This is a genomic window from Peteryoungia aggregata LMG 23059 (genome assembly GCF_030814435.1).
In the GTDB taxonomy this organism is placed as follows: Bacteria; Pseudomonadota; Alphaproteobacteria; order Rhizobiales; family Rhizobiaceae; genus Allorhizobium; species Allorhizobium aggregatum.
The window spans coordinates 84,577-99,554 of sequence record NZ_JAUSUW010000001.1; the positions used below are offsets into that span (position 1 = coordinate 84,577).

A 14,978-nucleotide genomic window follows, 5' to 3' on the forward strand; every position below is an offset into this window, starting at 1 on the left:
AAAGAACCGGTCCTCCAAGGAGACAAGAATGAGCGAAAAGACCTACCCGGTTTATGGCGAGATCACCGGCCCGATCGTGATGATCGGCTTCGGATCGATCGGCCGCGGCACCCTGCCGCTGATCGAACGCCACTTCAAGTTCGACAAGAGCCGGATGGTCGTCATCGATCCGCGCAGCGACGAAGCTGATCTGCTCGCCAAGCATGGCATCAAGCACATCCAGGCGCATGTCACCAAGGACAACTACAAGAAGCTGCTGAAGCCGCTTCTGACCGAAGGTCAGGGTCAGGGCTTCTGCGTCAACCTTTCGGTCGATACCGGTTCGCTCGACCTGATGAAACTCTGCCGCAAGCTCGACGTTCTCTACATCGACACGGTTGTTGAGCCCTGGCTCGGCTTCTACTTCGACAAGAACATGAAGAATTCCGAGCGCACCAACTATGCGCTGCGCGAAACGGTCCGCCAGGAAAAGGCGAAGAACCCCGGCGGCACGACAGCTGTCTCCACCTGTGGTGCAAACCCGGGCATGGTCTCCTGGTTCGTCAAGCAGGGTCTCGTCAACGTCGCCAACGAACTCGGCATCAAGTTCGACGAGCCGGATCAGAACGATCGCGAAGGCTGGGCCAAGCTGATGAAGAAGGTCGGCGTGAAGGGCGTACACATCGCCGAACGCGACACCCAGCGCACCAAGAACCCGAAGCCGCTCAACGTCTTCTGGAACACCTGGTCGGTCGAAGGCTTCATCTCCGAAGGTCTGCAGCCGGCAGAACTCGGCTGGGGCACCCATGAGAACTGGATGCCGAAGAACGCCAAGAAGCACAAGAAGGGCTGCAAGGCCGCGATCTATCTGGAGCAGCCGGGCGCCAACACCCGCGTTCGCACATGGTGCCCGACGCCGGGTCCGCAATACGGCTTCCTGGTCACCCATAACGAGTCGATCTCGATCGCCGACTACTTCACCGTCGAGAAGGATGGCGAAGTCGTCTACCGCCCGACTTGCCACTATGCCTACCACCCGGCCAACGACGCCGTGCTGTCGCTGCACGAAATGTTCGGCAATGGCGGCACGCAGCAGCCGGTCCTGCACGTCCTCAACGAGGATGAGCTGGTCGATGGCGTCGACGAACTCGGCGTGCTGCTCTATGGCCACGACAAGAACGCCTACTGGTACGGTTCGCGCCTGTCGCTGGAAGAAACCCGCGAGATCGCGCCTTACCAGAACGCAACCGGCCTGCAGGTGACCTCTGCCGTGCTCGCCGGCATGGTCTGGGCCATCGAAAACCCGAAGGCCGGCATCGTTGAAGCCGACGAGATGGACTACAAGCGCTGCCTCGAAGTGCAGTCGCCTTATCTCGGCCCGGTCGAAGGCCACTACACCGACTGGACCCCGCTCGACGGTCGCCCGGGCCTCTTCCCGGAAGACCTCGACGAGAAGGACCCGTGGCAGTTCCGGAACATTCTGGTCCGCTGAACGATTTAGGCACGAAATGGAGGCCCGTCGCTCGCGGCGGGCCTCTTGCCATTTAGAGCAAGCCCGGGATAACCCCGACAACGCAGGGCTATCGCCTTGCTTTGACCATGGCTTCGCGGCATGTTTTGATGACAATGCAGAAGGCGGGCGGCGCAGCCGAACCGCCGAGTTGGTGGGAGACAAGAATGAAAACCAAGTCCCTGGTCGCCGTCGCAGCAGCGTGCCTCGCGCTCACGTCGTGCTATTCGAGCCCGCCGCGCCAGTTGCCGGCGGTCCAGCAGGGTCCCTCCATCGAAGGTGCCTGGGTTGATCCGAACGGCATCGCATCCACCTTCCAGGGCGGCACATTCACGACGCGCACCACCGACACGAACCAGATCCTCGCCTCCGGCACCTACATGCTGGTCAACGACCGTCTCGTCGAGATCAACATGACGTCACTGGTTCGCAACACCCAGCAGAAGGTGAATTGCGCTCTTGTGACACCGACGCAGCTCAACTGCACCTCCGACAGCGGAGCACAGTTCTCGCTCGCCCGCAGCGGTATCTGATCCACTCGAATATCACGGTAATTGCAGAAGCGGCCCACGAGGCCGCTTCTTTCGTTTTGGACTCGCTAACATGCAACCGTGTGCCGATTTTCGCTTGCCCTGCACCGGTCTTGATGAAAACATTCGCCATCGGATTTCGGGTGCACCTTTGTCATGGGGGTGTGCCAGACTGGTTTGAAATGGATTGGAACAGGAGAGATACAAGATGTTCAAACACTTGAAGATTGGCCTATTCAGCGCCTCGGTGCTGGCCCTGACGGCCGGAACAGCCCTGGCCGATTTCGAACTCAACATCCTGCACATCAACGACCTGCATTCACGCATCGAAGCGATCAGCAAGTCCGATTCGACCTGCTCTGCGGATGACGCGGCCAAGAACGAGTGCTTTGGCGGCATCGCCCGCGTGAAGACCGCAATCGACACCCGTCGTGCGGAACTGTCGGGCAAGAATGTGCTGACGCTCGACGCCGGCGACCAGTTCCAGGGTTCGCTCTTCTACACCACCTACAAGAGCGCCCCGATCGCCGACTTCATGAACGGCATCGGCTTCGACGCCATGGCGATCGGCAACCACGAATTCGACGACGGCCCGGAAGAACTGGCCAAGTTCATCGACGCGCTGAAATTCCCGATGATCTCGGGCAACACGCTGGCTGGTCTGAACTCCCCGGTCGCCGACAAGTTCAAGCCCTATATCGTCAAGGATTTCGCAGGCGAGAAGGTCGCCGTCGTCTCGGTTCTGGCAACCGACACCGATGAAACCTCGTCGCCCGGCGACAGCGTCCTCTTCGCCGATGAGATCGGCTACCTGAAGGAAGCCGTGGCGGAGATCGAAGGCCAGGGCATCGACAAGATCGTGCTGCTCTCGCATGTCGGTTACGTCAAGGATCAGGAAATCGCCGCAGCCGTTGACGGTATCGACGTCATCGTCGGCGGCCATAGCCACACGCTGCTGTCCAATACCGACGAAAAGGCCGCCGGCCCCTACCCGACCATGGTCAAGAACCCGGCCGGCAAGGATGTGCCGATCGTTCAGGCCTATGCCTATTCCAAGTATCTCGGTGACCTGACGGTCGTCTTCGACGATGCAGGCGTCGTCAAGACAGCCACCGGCGAGCCGAAACTGCTCGATGCATCCGTCACGCCGGATGCCGGCTTCGTCGCCAAGGTCGCGGAACTGGCAGGTCCGATCGAGGAACTGAAGCTCAAGGAAATCGGTGCCACCGCAGAGGCCGTTGACGGCGCGCGCGACACCTGCCGTTCCGTAGAATGCTCGATGGGCAACCTCGTCGCCGATGCGATGGTCGACCGCCTGAGCGACCAGGGCATCACCATCGCCATCCAGAACGGCGGCGGCCTGCGTGCCTCGATCGACGCCGGCACGGTCACCATGGGCGAAGTCCTGACGGTGCTGCCGTTCCAGAACACGCTTGCCTCCTTCCAGCTCAAGGGCTCGGATATCGTGGCAGCACTCGAAAACGGTGTGAGCCAGGTCGAGGAAGGCGCAGGGCGCTTCCCGCAGGTCTCCGGCCTGAAGTATACGGCGGACCTCAACAAGCCGGCCGGCAGCCGCATCACCTCGGTCGAAGTCAAGGAAGGTGATGCCTTCGTCGCAATCGACGCGAACAAGGTCTATGGCGTCGCCACCAACAACTACATGCGCTCCGGCGGTGACGGCTACAAGATCTTCGCCACCGGCGGCCAGAATGCCTATGACTTCGGTCCCGGCCTCGAAGCTGTTGTCGCGGACTACATCGCGAAAAACAGCCCCTACAAGCCCTATACCGACGGTCGCATCACGATGATCGCTGCGGCAGCCCAGGCATCTGCCGAGACAGCACCGGCCACCGAAGCTCCGGCCGCGACCGCAACCGAAGCCGCGATGGCCACCGCAGCGACCATGTACAAGGTGGTCGCCGGAGACAGCCTGTGGAAGATCGCCGAGGCAACCTATGGCGATGGTCTGCTCTGGAAAAAGATCGCGGAAGCGAACACGCTGCGCAATCCGAACGTGATCTCCATCGGCCGGGAACTTGAACTGCCGGCCAAGTAAGACCGTTTGACGCATGACAAAAGCCGGTCCGGGCTTCCCCGGGCCGGCTTTTGCTTTTATCAGATGATCTCAACAGGCCTTCGTGACGTAACGGTCGAGATCTCATCACCAGGATATAACGATGAATGCACTTCCCGCCCATTGGCCCTCCGACCACCCGCCCGTCAATTTCGGCAAGGTCGGCGTGCTGCTCGTCAACCTCGGCACGCCCGACGGCACGGACTACAAGTCCATGCGCCGCTATCTCGAGGAGTTCCTGACGGACAAGCGCGTCATCGAGTGGTCGCGGTGGTTCTGGTACCCGATCCTCTACGGCATCGTCCTCAACAAGCGTCCGCAGAAGGTCGGCAAGGCCTATGAGGAGATCTGGAACAAGGATCTCGACGAAAGCTACCTGCGCACCTACACCCGCAGCCAGGCGGAAAAGCTCGCGGTTGCCCTGAAGGACCTTCCGAATGTGCATGTCGATTGGGCGATGCGCTACGGTCAGCCGGCGATCCAGGCGAAAATGAACGAAATGCAGAAGGCCGGTTGCGAACGCATCCTCGTCTATCCGCTCTATCCGCAATATGCCGCAGCCACGACGGCAACCGTCAATGACGAAGCCTTCAAGGCGCTGCTCAAGATGCGCTGGCAGCCAGCACTTCGAACCGTTCCGCAATATGCCGACGATCCGGTCTATATCGAGGGACTTGCCAATTCGATCAACAAGCATCTGGCCACCCTCGACTGGGAGCCGGAACTGGTGATTACCTCCTATCACGGCATTCCGAAGTCCTACTTCATGAAGGGCGATCCCTATCATTGCCAGTGCTACAAGACGACGCGCCTGCTGCGCGAGCATCTCGGCTGGGAGAAGGAGAAGCTGATGGTCACCTTCCAGTCCCGCTTCGGGCCGGAGGAATGGCTGCAGCCCTACACCGACAAGACGGTCGAGAAGCTTGCCCAGGAAGGCGTGAAGCGCATTGCCATCCTGAACCCGGGTTTCGTGTCCGACTGCCTGGAAACGCTGGAGGAAATCGCCGGGGAAGCCGGCGAAGACTTCCTGCACAATGGCGGCGAGAAGTTCACCCACATCCCCTGTCTCAACGACAGCGAGGACGGCATGCGCGTGATCGAAAACGTTGTTCGACGCGAATTGCAGGGTTGGGCCTGAGAGCAGGCAACCGCGGCAGCAATCAATGAGATCGATCGGCCGCCGCAAGGCGGCCGTTTTCGTTTTTGGGGAAGAACCGGCAGCTCCGCACGCACACATGTTTCAATTCAGAAAATGCGAATGTACGCAACCAATACGTTTCCCGTGGTGTATTTTGTGGTTACGAAGAAGTGAGCGCAACGTGAGATCGCCTCGGATTTGCACATCAATTTCATCCGTTTACCGGATCAGTCTGCATGAACTTTGATCCATCTGGGTCAACTCATGGCTGCCGAACCAGCACCCCACGGAGACGTGGAACACGGAGTTAAATCATTGGATTTAATTACAATTCTAGAGGAGTGATTTCTTATATTAACGCTCCGTTTAATAATGATGCCTAGAATTAGGGCATTGAAGGAGACGCCCTATGCCCAAGTTCCTGATGACCCTGGCATCCGCCATCGTTGCGGTGTCTTTTATGCCGGCCCATGCCGAGCCCCCACAGCCCGACGTCAGCAAGCTCGTTTCGCCGGCACTGATCGAGGAAATGCGTAGCTTCATCAACACCGAGATCGTCCAGGTCTCGGTGGCAGCGCAGAACCAGCGCCTGACGGCCATGGCCCAGGACAAGATCGACGCCCTCGACAACCAGTGGAAGGCAGAGCGCGAGGCGACCGACAAGCCCCTGATCGCAGCAACCCTGTCCAACCCGCTGTCCGTCTATCTCGCCCGCATCCAGGGCAAGTCTCTCGGTCTCTATGCCGAGATCTTCGTCATGGACCAGAACGGCCTGAATGTCGGCCAGAGCTCGGTGACCAGCGACTTCTGGCAGGGTGACGAGGACAAGTTCCAGAAGACCTACCAGGTGTCGGACGACGCCATGTTCGTCGACGCGGCCGAATGGGACGACGAAGCCAAGATCTGGCGCAACCAGGTCAGCTTTACGCTTCTTGACGCCTCGAAGAAGAAGATCGGCGCGGTAACCGTCGAGATCAATCTGACCGAACTCGAGAGACGCCTGCTGGCAGCATCCTGATGGTCCAGCCACGGGTGCATGACGGTGCCTGTGCCTCCAAACATGTGAAACCTCCCTGCAGATCGAGACTGGACCAGCGTCATGCTCAAGAACCTATCCGTAAGCGCAAAAGGCTTCATCGCTTTCGGAATTCTCGCCACCATTGCCATTGCGGCGTCAACCTTCATTCACAGCCGTTCGATCGTGGCACGCGAACAGGTGGCCGAAACGGCCATCGTCAACGAGGTGGTGACAGCCATCGAGGAATTCGGCGCTGATCTTTCGCTCGCCAATCTGCAGCTGAAGACATTTCTGCTGACCGGCAATCGTGACTACGCTGCGTCCTCGCAGAAGGTCGTCGCCGAGATGACCGAAGACAAGGCCAGACTCGAAGCCCTGTTCAATCAGGCCGCTCCATCGGAACTGCCGAAGCTGAAGGAGGCCTTTGCCTCTCTCGACGCCTGGAAGACCAACTTCGTCGATCGCCAGATTTTGCTGATGCGCGATCCGGTCACGGTGGAACTGGCCCGGGCGATTGAAGTCACCGGCGAAGGCGAGGCCCTGGCCACGGCCTTCGTGGACAAGCTCGGCGAAGTCAAAGCCGCCATGACGGCCCGTGCAGCGACGGCAACGGAAAATCAGAGCAAGGCGCTCGACCTGGTAGAGACTGTCAGCCTGATCGCGTCAATCGTGGTCGCCGCTGCGGCCATTCTGATGGGCTTCCTCAACTTCCAGCTCGTCTCCCGCCCGCTCGGCAAGCTCGCCGATGGCACGACACGTCTCGCCAATGGCGATCTCGACATCGCCATCGAACAGGGCGGCAAGGACGAGATCGGTCGGATGGCAGCCGCCATGCAGATCTTCCGCGAGGCAGCGATTGCCAACAAGCGACTGGAATCGGAAGCCGAAGGCAACCGCCAGCGTGCCGAAGCTGAACGCCTCGCGACCCAGCAGCGCGCAGAGGCCGATGCCGCTGAACGCCTCCGCACCGCGACTTCCGGTCTGGCGACCGGCCTCAAACGCCTCGCCGCCGGCGATCTGGCCTTCCAGATCCACGAAGCCTTCGCCCCCGACTTCGAGGCCCTGCGCCACGACTTCAACCAGTCGATCCGCCAGCTGAACCAGACCATGGCCGCCATCACCAACAGCGTCGCCACCATGGAAACCGGCACCCGTGAAATCGCCTCGGGCACCGATCATCTGTCGAAGCGCACCGAACAGCAGGCCGCAGCTCTGGAAGAAACCGCAGCCGCCGTCGAGGAAATCACCGCAAACGTTGTAAACTCGACCAAGCGCACCGAAGAGGCCCGCGGCGTCGCGTCCCAGGCGAACACCTCCGCCAACCAATCGTCGGAGGTCGTATCCCGCGCTGAAGACGCCATGCGCCGGATCGAGGGCTCCTCACAGCAGATCTCGAACATCATCGGGGTCATTGACGAGATCGCTTTCCAGACCAACCTGCTCGCCCTGAATGCAGGCGTCGAGGCAGCACGCGCCGGTGAAGCCGGCAAGGGCTTTGCCGTCGTTGCCCAGGAAGTCCGCGAACTCGCCCAACGTTCGGCCAACGCTGCGAAGGAAATCAAGGCGCTCATCCAGAACTCCTCGACGGAAGTCGCAGGCGGTGTGGATCTGGTCCGCAAGACTGGCGAAGCACTGCGCACCATCGGCGGCTTCATCACCGAGATGAACACCCACATGGATGCCATCGCCATCTCCGCCAAGGAACAGGCGACCGGCCTTTCGGAAGTCAACCACGCCGTCAACTCGATGGACCAGACGACCCAGCAGAACGCAGCGATGGTCGAGGAATCCAACGCTGCATCCGCTGCTCTGGCCAGCGAAGCCGCCAAACTGCGCGAATTGATTGCACACTTTACCATTGACGGTGTGCAGCTGACCCAGGCCTCGGCGCTGCGGGAAACCGCCCGCACCATGGCCCAGCCGTCCGCCCATCGCGCTCCGGCACCACGCGCGGCAGAACCCGCACGCCACGCGGCGCCGGCCCTGCGCAGCCACGGCAATGCCGCCGTCGCCAAGGACAGCTGGGAAGAGTTCTGAGACACCGGTTCATCCGACATCAAGGAAGGGCGGCGGGATCGATCCGGCCGCCCTTCTGCTTTTCTGCCTGCACACGGACGCATCCGGCTGTGATCCACAACCCTTGCAATTGCCATGTCACCCCACGATGTTAGAACGCGGGGGCGCGATATTCATCAGCGCCGCAGCTGGAGGATTTCATGCCCATCACCGGTCCGGACATCGTCGTCATTGCACTCGTCGTACTCGTCATCCTGGTCCTGTTTGCCGGGATCAAGACGGTGCCGCAGGGCTTCCGGTACACGATCGAGCGTTTCGGCCGCTATACGCGGACGCTGGAGCCGGGCCTGAACCTGATCATTCCCTTCTTCGAGCGCATCGGCGCCAAGATGAACGTGATGGAGCAGGTCCTCGACGTACCCACCCAGGAGGTGATCACCAAGGACAACGCCTCGGTCTCCGCTGATGCGGTTGCCTTCTACCAGGTGCTGAACGCTGCGGAAGCCGCCTATCAGGTCGCCAATCTCGAAAATGCGATCTTGAACCTCACCATGACCAACATTCGCTCGGTCATGGGCTCGATGGATCTTGATGAACTTCTCTCCAACCGCGAGGTGATCAACGACCGCCTGCTGCGCGTCGTCGACGAGGCCGTCCGCCCCTGGGGCATCAAGGTGACCCGCGTCGAGATCAAGGACATCCAGCCGCCCGCCGATCTCGTCGACGCCATGGGTCGGCAGATGAAGGCCGAGCGCGAGAAGCGCGCCCAGGTTCTCGAAGCCGAGGGCTTCCGCAATGCGCAGATCCTGCGCGCCGAGGGTGCCAAGCAGTCGGCCATCCTCGAGGCTGAAGGCCAGCGCGAAGCCGCCTATCGCGAGGCCGAGGCCCGCGAGCGTCTTGCCGAAGCCGAAGCCAAGGCCACCCGCCTCGTCTCCGAAGCCATCGCCGCCGGTGACGTCAACGCCATCAACTACTTCGTTGCGCAGAAATACACCGAAGCCATGGCCGCCATCGGCACGGCCAGCAATTCGAAGATCGTGCTGATGCCCATGGAGGCAACGTCTCTCATCGGCTCGCTCGGCGGTATCGGCGCCATCGCCCGTGAGGTCTTTGGCGAGGACAAGCGCCCTGCCCCGCCGCGCCCGGCCCCGACTGCCCCCCGCAGCACCCCGCCGATCTCCTCCTTCAACCCCAACGGCGAGTGATGACAATGCTCGGCCGGATCATAGCCGAACTCGGCCCCTGGAGCTGGTGGGTGCTCGGCATGCTGCTTCTGGCGGCAGAGCTCGTGATGCCGGGCGTCTTCCTGGTCTGGATCGGCCTTGGTGCCATACTGACCGGCGCTGTGTCGTTGCTGCTTTGGGACGCGGGCTTCTGGACCTGGCAGGTCCAGTCGCTGGTCTTCGCCGCAAGTGCCGTGGTCTTCACGCTCGCAGGGCGCCGCTACTTCTCGCGCCTTGAGACCGAAAGCGATCAGCCACTCCTCAACCAGCGGGGCGCAAGCCTGGTCGGCCGCACGGCCGTGCTCGCGGAGCCGATCCGCGAGGGACGCGGTCGCATCCGGCTCGACGACACCTTCTGGGTAGTTTCAGGCCCGGATCTGCCGGGCGGCGCCCGCGTGCGCATCGTGTCCAGCAACGGCCGTGATCTGATGGTCGAAGAGGCGTAACGCGAAGCTCAGGCCACGCCAATCCTGAGCAGGTCGTGGAAATGGATGAGGCCGACGGGCGTGTTTTCGTCATCGACGACGATAAGCGCACCAATGCCGTGTTTGTTGATCATCGCAGCAGCTGTCGTGGCGAGTGCATCGCCCTTGATGACCTTCGGATTGCGGGTCATCACGTCCTCGACATTGAGGATGGACAGATCCCGGGCGAGATTGCGTGCCATGTCGCCTTCGGTGACGATACCGCACAACTTGCCTGTCTCGTCGGTGATACCAACGCAACCGAAATGCTTGTGCGACAGCGTCTTCACGGCCTCGGGCATGGGCGTGCCGAGTGGCACCAGAGGCAAACGGTCGCCGGTATGCATGATGTCGCGCACATGGGTGAGGGCCGCCCCGAGCTTGCCACCAGGATGGAAGGTGCGGAAATCGGATGGGCTAAAGCCGCGGGCCTCGAGAAGAGCGATCGCAATCGCATCACCAATGGCAAGCTGCAACACCGCCGAACTCGTCGGCGCAAGCCCGTGCGGGCACGCTTCCTGCACCTTCGGCATCAGCAAGACCACATCGGCATTGCGTGCGAGCGTGGAATTCTCGCCTGAAGTGATGGCGATCAGCGGGATCGAGAAGCGGCGCGAGAATGCCAGGATGCCCTGCAGCTCGGCCGTTTCACCTCCCCAGGAAATCGCCAGGATCGCATCGTCCTGGGCAATCATGCCGAGATCGCCATGATTGGCCTCAGCCGGATGCACGAAGAAGGCGGGTGTCCCCGTCGAGGCAAAGGTTGCGGCAATCTTCGAACCGATGTGACCGCTCTTGCCCACGCCGGTGACGATAACCCGACCACCGATGTCCCCGATCGTCCTGACCGCATTGCAGAAGGGCTCAGCCAGCGGTCCTGCGAGCGCTTCCTCCAGCACCCGCAACCCCTCCCGCTCCGTCGAGACGACGCGGATCGCAGATTCGGTGGCACTGGCTTCGACGAGATTGACTGCGCGCTTGATCATGGCGTCCCATACTGCGTTTATCGGTCGGTGTAAATTCTCGGTTGCTCACCTTGCACCGCAAGCTTGACTTCGATCCGTGAAGGCCTGCCGAAACCAAACATTAACCATCAGGCTTTACGTTTGGGTAAGCATTGCAGATTGCCGGGCGCAGGGATGACATCAGAGACAAAACGGGACATGCGCGACGCTGGCCGCCAGGGGCTGCGCGCCTTTGCAGGCCTGCTGGCACTTTTCGTGCTCGCTCATCCCTCCCTTCTCTCGGCGCAACAGGCTGGCGCCACAAGCCAGACGGCCCAAAACACGCCGACCTGGTCCTTGATGCCCGGCAGTGGACAGACGGCAGACCCAACGACGGACACAAGTGACACCGTCACAGCGGCGACAGACGGCGTCGCGCCAACGACCGATGCCACGACCACCGGAACCGTCGCCCCCGGCAGCCAGGCTGCCGAACCGCTCATCGACCCCGACGCCATCCCCCTCGACGAGGACATCGGTCGCCAGAACCTGCGCGAGACGCGACTCGACGACCCGACCGCCGACCGTATCCGACGCGACGCCCGCGAGACCGAGGACGACAGCGGCATCAGGCTCGGCAGCCTGATTCTGCGCCCTTCGATCAGCCAGAGTGTCGGCAGCGAGACCGAAAAGACAGGCGGCGTGAAAGACGACCGGACGTTCTCTGAGACCGGCACCAAGGGTACGCTGACATCTGACTGGTCCCGCCATGAGTTGACCGTGGGTGCCGAGGGCATCTGGCAGGAAACACTGTCCGGCGACGACACCGACAAGCCGCGTGCGGATATCGACGCGCGCCTGCGCCTTGATCTCGCCGACGACACCATTGCAACGATTTCCGGCTCCTACAGTTTCAGCCGCGAGGACTCCGATGATCCGAACGCCGTCTCGGGCGCCAAGGTCCAGTCGGGCGTCAACGAATTCGGCGGCGGCGTTTCCGTCGAACGTGACTTCGGCCTCATTCGCGGCTCCATCGCCGCCGATGTCACACGCTACCAGTATTCGGATGCCGAACTGTCGGACGGCAGCACGCTTGAACGCAGCGATCGCAATCGCAACCGCTACGCCCTCAGTTCACGCCTGGGCTACGAGATTTCCCCAGCCCTTACCCCATTCATCGAGGGCACGATCGGCAAGATCGACTATGACGACGCGGTGGATTCTGCCGGCTATCGCCGCTCGGCAGATCTCTACGGCGCAAAGACCGGTGTGGCGGTCGATCTGGGGGAAAAGTTGCGTGGCGAAGTCGCCGTCGGCTACGAACATCAGAAATTCGAGGATGGGCGCCTTGAGGAACTGTCGGCGCTGACGGTGGACGGCAACATCTTCTGGTCGCCGCGCGAAGGCACCACGATCGACGTAACCCTCGACACCAGCATCGACCCCTCCACTACGGCAGGCATCAACGGCGCAACGATCCATCGCTTTACCGGCGTGCTCGCGCACGACCTGCGCAATAATCTGGTCGCGCGCCTGACCGGCGGCACGACATTCACCAATTATGATGGAGATGCCAGTTCAAGCGACACGACGGCCTATCTCGCAGGCGCCGGCTTGACCTGGAAGATCAACCGCTATCTCGACGCGACAGCGGACGTCACCTACGAGCGCACGCACTACAAGAGCGGCACCGATAACGACAGCCTCACGGCTCTGGTGGGCCTGACCGCCAAGCGCTGAGCCCGGCGGTCAGGAAGTCGATTACTTGAGGGCTGCGAGCAGCGCCTTCAGCTGGTTTTCGATCGCCGGACGGATGTCGGCGCGCTCAATGGCGAAGGCGACATTCGCCAGGATGAAGCCATCCTTGGCGCCACAGTCGAAGGTCTCGCCCTTGAAGTGGTAACCGGCGAAATCTTGGGCCTGCGCAAGCTTCAGCATGCCGTCGGTGAGCTGGATCTCGTTGCCAGCGCCACGCTCCTGGGTTTCCAGGATCTTGAAGATTTCCGGCTGCAGGATGTAGCGGCCGTTGATGAAGAAATTCGACGGTGCCGTACCCTTGGCAGGCTTCTCGACCATCTGGGTGATCCTGAAGCCGCCTTCAAGCGCCTCGCCGACGCCCACGATGCCATATTTGTGCGCCTGTTCCGGCGCGCATTCCTCGACCGCCACGATATTGCCACCGGTCTTTTCATAAAGTTCGACCATGCCCTTGAGGCAAGCCTTTTCCCCGCGCATAATCATGTCAGGCAGGAGAAGGGCGAAGGGCTCGTGCCCAACAATGTCGCGCGCACACCACACGGCGTGCCCGAGGCCCAGCGGCTCCTGCTGGCGCGTGAAGCTCGTCTGGCCGGCTGTGGGCTGCAGCGAGTCGAGAAGTGACAGCTCGGCATTCTTGTTGCGGGCCTTGAGCGTCTGCTCGAGTTCGAACTGGATGTCGAAATAGTCCTCGATGACCGCCTTGCCGCGGCCGGTCACGAAGACGAAATGCTCGATGCCGGCTTCGATGGCCTCGTCAACCACATACTGGATGACCGGCTTGTCGACGACGGTGAGCATTTCCTTCGGAACCGCCTTGGTGGCGGGCAGAAAACGGGTGCCGAGACCGGCGACGGGAAACACGGCTTTCCGGAGCTTTTTAGTCTGAACCACTCATTCCTCCTCGAGGATCTAATCGATTAACGCCTTCATAACGCGGTCACAGCCAGTAACATACAATTGCTTCAAAATGGCAAAGACTAAGCTTGGGCGGACAACGTGGTAAAGGGTTTGTTGACTGAACAGCATTAACCTGCGGTGAACAGCCTTGTTTCGGCTGCCAACTCGAGAATGCACGGGAGATGCCCATGAAAAGACACCGCCCCAGCCTGCTCGGCGCGATTGCCCTGACGCTGTCGACAGCGCTTTTCCCGCTGGACGCCTTTGCAGATGCCGGTTTCCAGAAGTGGATCCGCGACTTTTATCCTGTCGCCGCCAAGGCCGGCATCACCGAGCGCACCTATAACCAGGCGTTCAAAGGCGTCAGCGAGCCTGATCAGTTCGTGCTGGAGAAAGCGGCTTATCAGCCGGAATTCAAGCACGAGATCTGGGACTATCTCGACAGCCGCGTGAACCCCTACACCGTCAAGATCGGACAGGAGATGCTGGCCAAGCACGGCCGCCTGCTGACCGCGCTCGAAAACCATTTCGGCGTCGACAAGCACGTGCTGCTGGCGATCTGGTCGATGGAATCAAATTACGGCGCAGCCCTTGAACGTCCGGACCGCCTGCACAACGTGCCGCGCTCGCTGGCGACGCTCGCCTATGCCGACAAGAAACGGGCGAAATATGCCCGCACCCAGCTGATTTCGGCGCTCAAGATGCTGCAGAACGGCGACGTCACCAACAAGAACCTGATGGGCTCCTGGGCCGGCGCCATGGGCCACACCCAGTTCATCCCATCCAGTTACCTGCTTTACGGCATCGATGCCGATGGCAATGGTGACAAGGACATCTGGCACTCGATCCCGGATGCGCTGGCCACCGCCGCCAACCTTTTGACCAAGAACGACTGGCAGACGGGCCGGACCTGGGGCTACGAGATCGTTGTGCCGAGGGGCGGCCACAAGTATTCCGGCCAGACCAAGACGCTCGCCCAATGGCAGGCGCTCGGCTTTGCCCGTCCGACCGGCAAGGGCTTCAAGAACGGTGCCGAACGGGCAGAGCTCAAGATGCTGGGCGGTGCGAACGGACCGGGCTTCCTGATGACCAAGAACTTCTTCGTCATCAAGCGCTACAACGCTGCCGACAGCTATGCTCTTGGCGTTGGACTGCTCGCAGACGAAATCGCCGGCTATGGTGGTATGAAGCAGCGCTGGCCGCGTCCGGACGGTTCGCTCGACATCAAGGAGAAGTTCGAGCTGCAAAGCCGCATGCAGGCGCTCGGCTATTACGACGGCAAGATCGACGGCAATTTCGGCTCCGGCTCGAAGGCAGCCATCACTGCCATCCAGCAGCGCCTTGGCATGACTGCAGACGGCCAGCCGTCGCGCGTCCTGCTTGATGCCCTGCGCAACTGATAGCACCACGGCAGCAGCACGAGGTTG

At 61.3% G+C, this 14,978-nt stretch carries 12 protein-coding genes; 10 read left to right on the top strand and 2 right to left on the bottom strand.

Annotated features, from left to right (window positions below):
- Window positions 1–28: 28 nt before the first annotated feature.
- The 8 genes from J2045_RS00450 to J2045_RS00485 all read left to right on the top strand — a co-directional run bounded on the left by J2045_RS00450 (window position 29) and on the right by J2045_RS00485 (window position 9,934).
- Complete coding sequence (locus J2045_RS00450) at window positions 29–1,471, top strand: homospermidine synthase (protein ID WP_307367868.1); 1,443 nt, start codon at window positions 29–31, stop codon at window positions 1,469–1,471.
- Between the two features lie 185 nt (window positions 1,472–1,656).
- Window positions 1,657–2,022, top strand: coding sequence for an outer membrane lipoprotein Omp10 (gene omp10 / locus J2045_RS00455; RefSeq protein ID WP_307367872.1), 366 nt, complete (start codon window positions 1,657–1,659; stop codon window positions 2,020–2,022).
- 205 nt (window positions 2,023–2,227) lie between these two features.
- On the top strand, window positions 2,228–4,075 hold the full coding sequence (locus tag J2045_RS00460) for a 5'-nucleotidase C-terminal domain-containing protein (RefSeq protein ID WP_307367874.1): 1,848 nt from the start codon (window positions 2,228–2,230) through the stop codon (window positions 4,073–4,075).
- A 121-nt stretch (window positions 4,076–4,196) separates the two neighbouring features.
- Window positions 4,197–5,231 (top strand): ferrochelatase, encoded by a 1,035-nt coding sequence (gene hemH / locus J2045_RS00465; protein WP_307367877.1) that lies wholly within the window; start codon window positions 4,197–4,199, stop codon window positions 5,229–5,231.
- 409 nt (window positions 5,232–5,640) lie between these two features.
- Entirely contained in the window at window positions 5,641–6,249 is a 609-nt protein-coding gene (locus J2045_RS00470; protein ID WP_307367882.1) for a hypothetical protein, read from the top strand.
- 81 nt (window positions 6,250–6,330) lie between these two features.
- A complete protein-coding gene (locus J2045_RS00475) occupies window positions 6,331–8,286 on the top strand; it encodes a methyl-accepting chemotaxis protein (RefSeq protein ID WP_307367884.1) in 1,956 nt (651 codons plus the stop codon).
- A gap of 179 nt (window positions 8,287–8,465) precedes the next feature.
- The gene (locus J2045_RS00480) at window positions 8,466–9,470 is read left to right on the top strand and encodes an SPFH domain-containing protein (protein ID WP_307367887.1); all 1,005 of its coding nucleotides are present in this window, start codon (window positions 8,466–8,468) and stop codon (window positions 9,468–9,470) included.
- A gap of 5 nt (window positions 9,471–9,475) precedes the next feature.
- On the top strand, window positions 9,476–9,934 hold the full coding sequence (locus J2045_RS00485) for an NfeD family protein (RefSeq protein ID WP_307367889.1): 459 nt from the start codon (window positions 9,476–9,478) through the stop codon (window positions 9,932–9,934).
- Window positions 9,935–9,942: 8 nt separating this feature from the next.
- Here the strand turns inward: J2045_RS00485 and J2045_RS00490 are convergent, their stop codons facing one another.
- Window positions 9,943–10,938 (bottom strand): KpsF/GutQ family sugar-phosphate isomerase, encoded by a 996-nt coding sequence (locus tag J2045_RS00490; protein ID WP_307367892.1) that lies wholly within the window; start codon window positions 10,936–10,938, stop codon window positions 9,943–9,945.
- Window positions 10,939–11,091: 153 nt separating this feature from the next.
- Between J2045_RS00490 and J2045_RS00495 the strand changes: the two genes are divergently transcribed.
- Window positions 11,092–12,636 (top strand): outer membrane beta-barrel protein, encoded by a 1,545-nt coding sequence (locus tag J2045_RS00495; protein WP_307367895.1) that lies wholly within the window; start codon window positions 11,092–11,094, stop codon window positions 12,634–12,636.
- A 21-nt stretch (window positions 12,637–12,657) separates the two neighbouring features.
- On the opposite strand, the gene galU is transcribed toward J2045_RS00495, so the two are convergent.
- Window positions 12,658–13,545 (bottom strand): UTP--glucose-1-phosphate uridylyltransferase GalU, encoded by an 888-nt coding sequence (gene galU, locus J2045_RS00500; protein ID WP_307367898.1) that lies wholly within the window; start codon window positions 13,543–13,545, stop codon window positions 12,658–12,660.
- 194 nt (window positions 13,546–13,739) lie between these two features.
- Here galU and J2045_RS00505 point away from each other — a divergent pair, with 194 nt between their 5' ends.
- Complete coding sequence (locus tag J2045_RS00505) at window positions 13,740–14,951, top strand: lytic murein transglycosylase (protein WP_307367901.1); 1,212 nt, start codon at window positions 13,740–13,742, stop codon at window positions 14,949–14,951.
- Window positions 14,952–14,978 lie beyond the last annotated feature (27 nt).

Coding starts and splice junctions, on each gene's coding strand:
- J2045_RS00450 (WP_307367868.1), top strand. CDS start 29: ATGAGCGAAAAGACCTACCCGGTTTATGGCGAGATCACCGGCCCGATC.
- omp10 (WP_307367872.1), top strand. CDS start 1,657: ATGAAAACCAAGTCCCTGGTCGCCGTCGCAGCAGCGTGCCTCGCGCTC.
- J2045_RS00460 (WP_307367874.1), top strand. CDS start 2,228: ATGTTCAAACACTTGAAGATTGGCCTATTCAGCGCCTCGGTGCTGGCC.
- hemH (WP_307367877.1), top strand. CDS start 4,197: ATGAATGCACTTCCCGCCCATTGGCCCTCCGACCACCCGCCCGTCAAT.
- J2045_RS00470 (WP_307367882.1), top strand. CDS start 5,641: ATGCCCAAGTTCCTGATGACCCTGGCATCCGCCATCGTTGCGGTGTCT.
- J2045_RS00475 (WP_307367884.1), top strand. CDS start 6,331: ATGCTCAAGAACCTATCCGTAAGCGCAAAAGGCTTCATCGCTTTCGGA.
- J2045_RS00480 (WP_307367887.1), top strand. CDS start 8,466: ATGCCCATCACCGGTCCGGACATCGTCGTCATTGCACTCGTCGTACTC.
- J2045_RS00485 (WP_307367889.1), top strand. CDS start 9,476: ATGCTCGGCCGGATCATAGCCGAACTCGGCCCCTGGAGCTGGTGGGTG.
- J2045_RS00490 (WP_307367892.1), bottom strand. CDS start 10,938: ATGATCAAGCGCGCAGTCAATCTCGTCGAAGCCAGTGCCACCGAATCT.
- J2045_RS00495 (WP_307367895.1), top strand. CDS start 11,092: ATGACATCAGAGACAAAACGGGACATGCGCGACGCTGGCCGCCAGGGG.
- J2045_RS00505 (WP_307367901.1), top strand. CDS start 13,740: ATGAAAAGACACCGCCCCAGCCTGCTCGGCGCGATTGCCCTGACGCTG.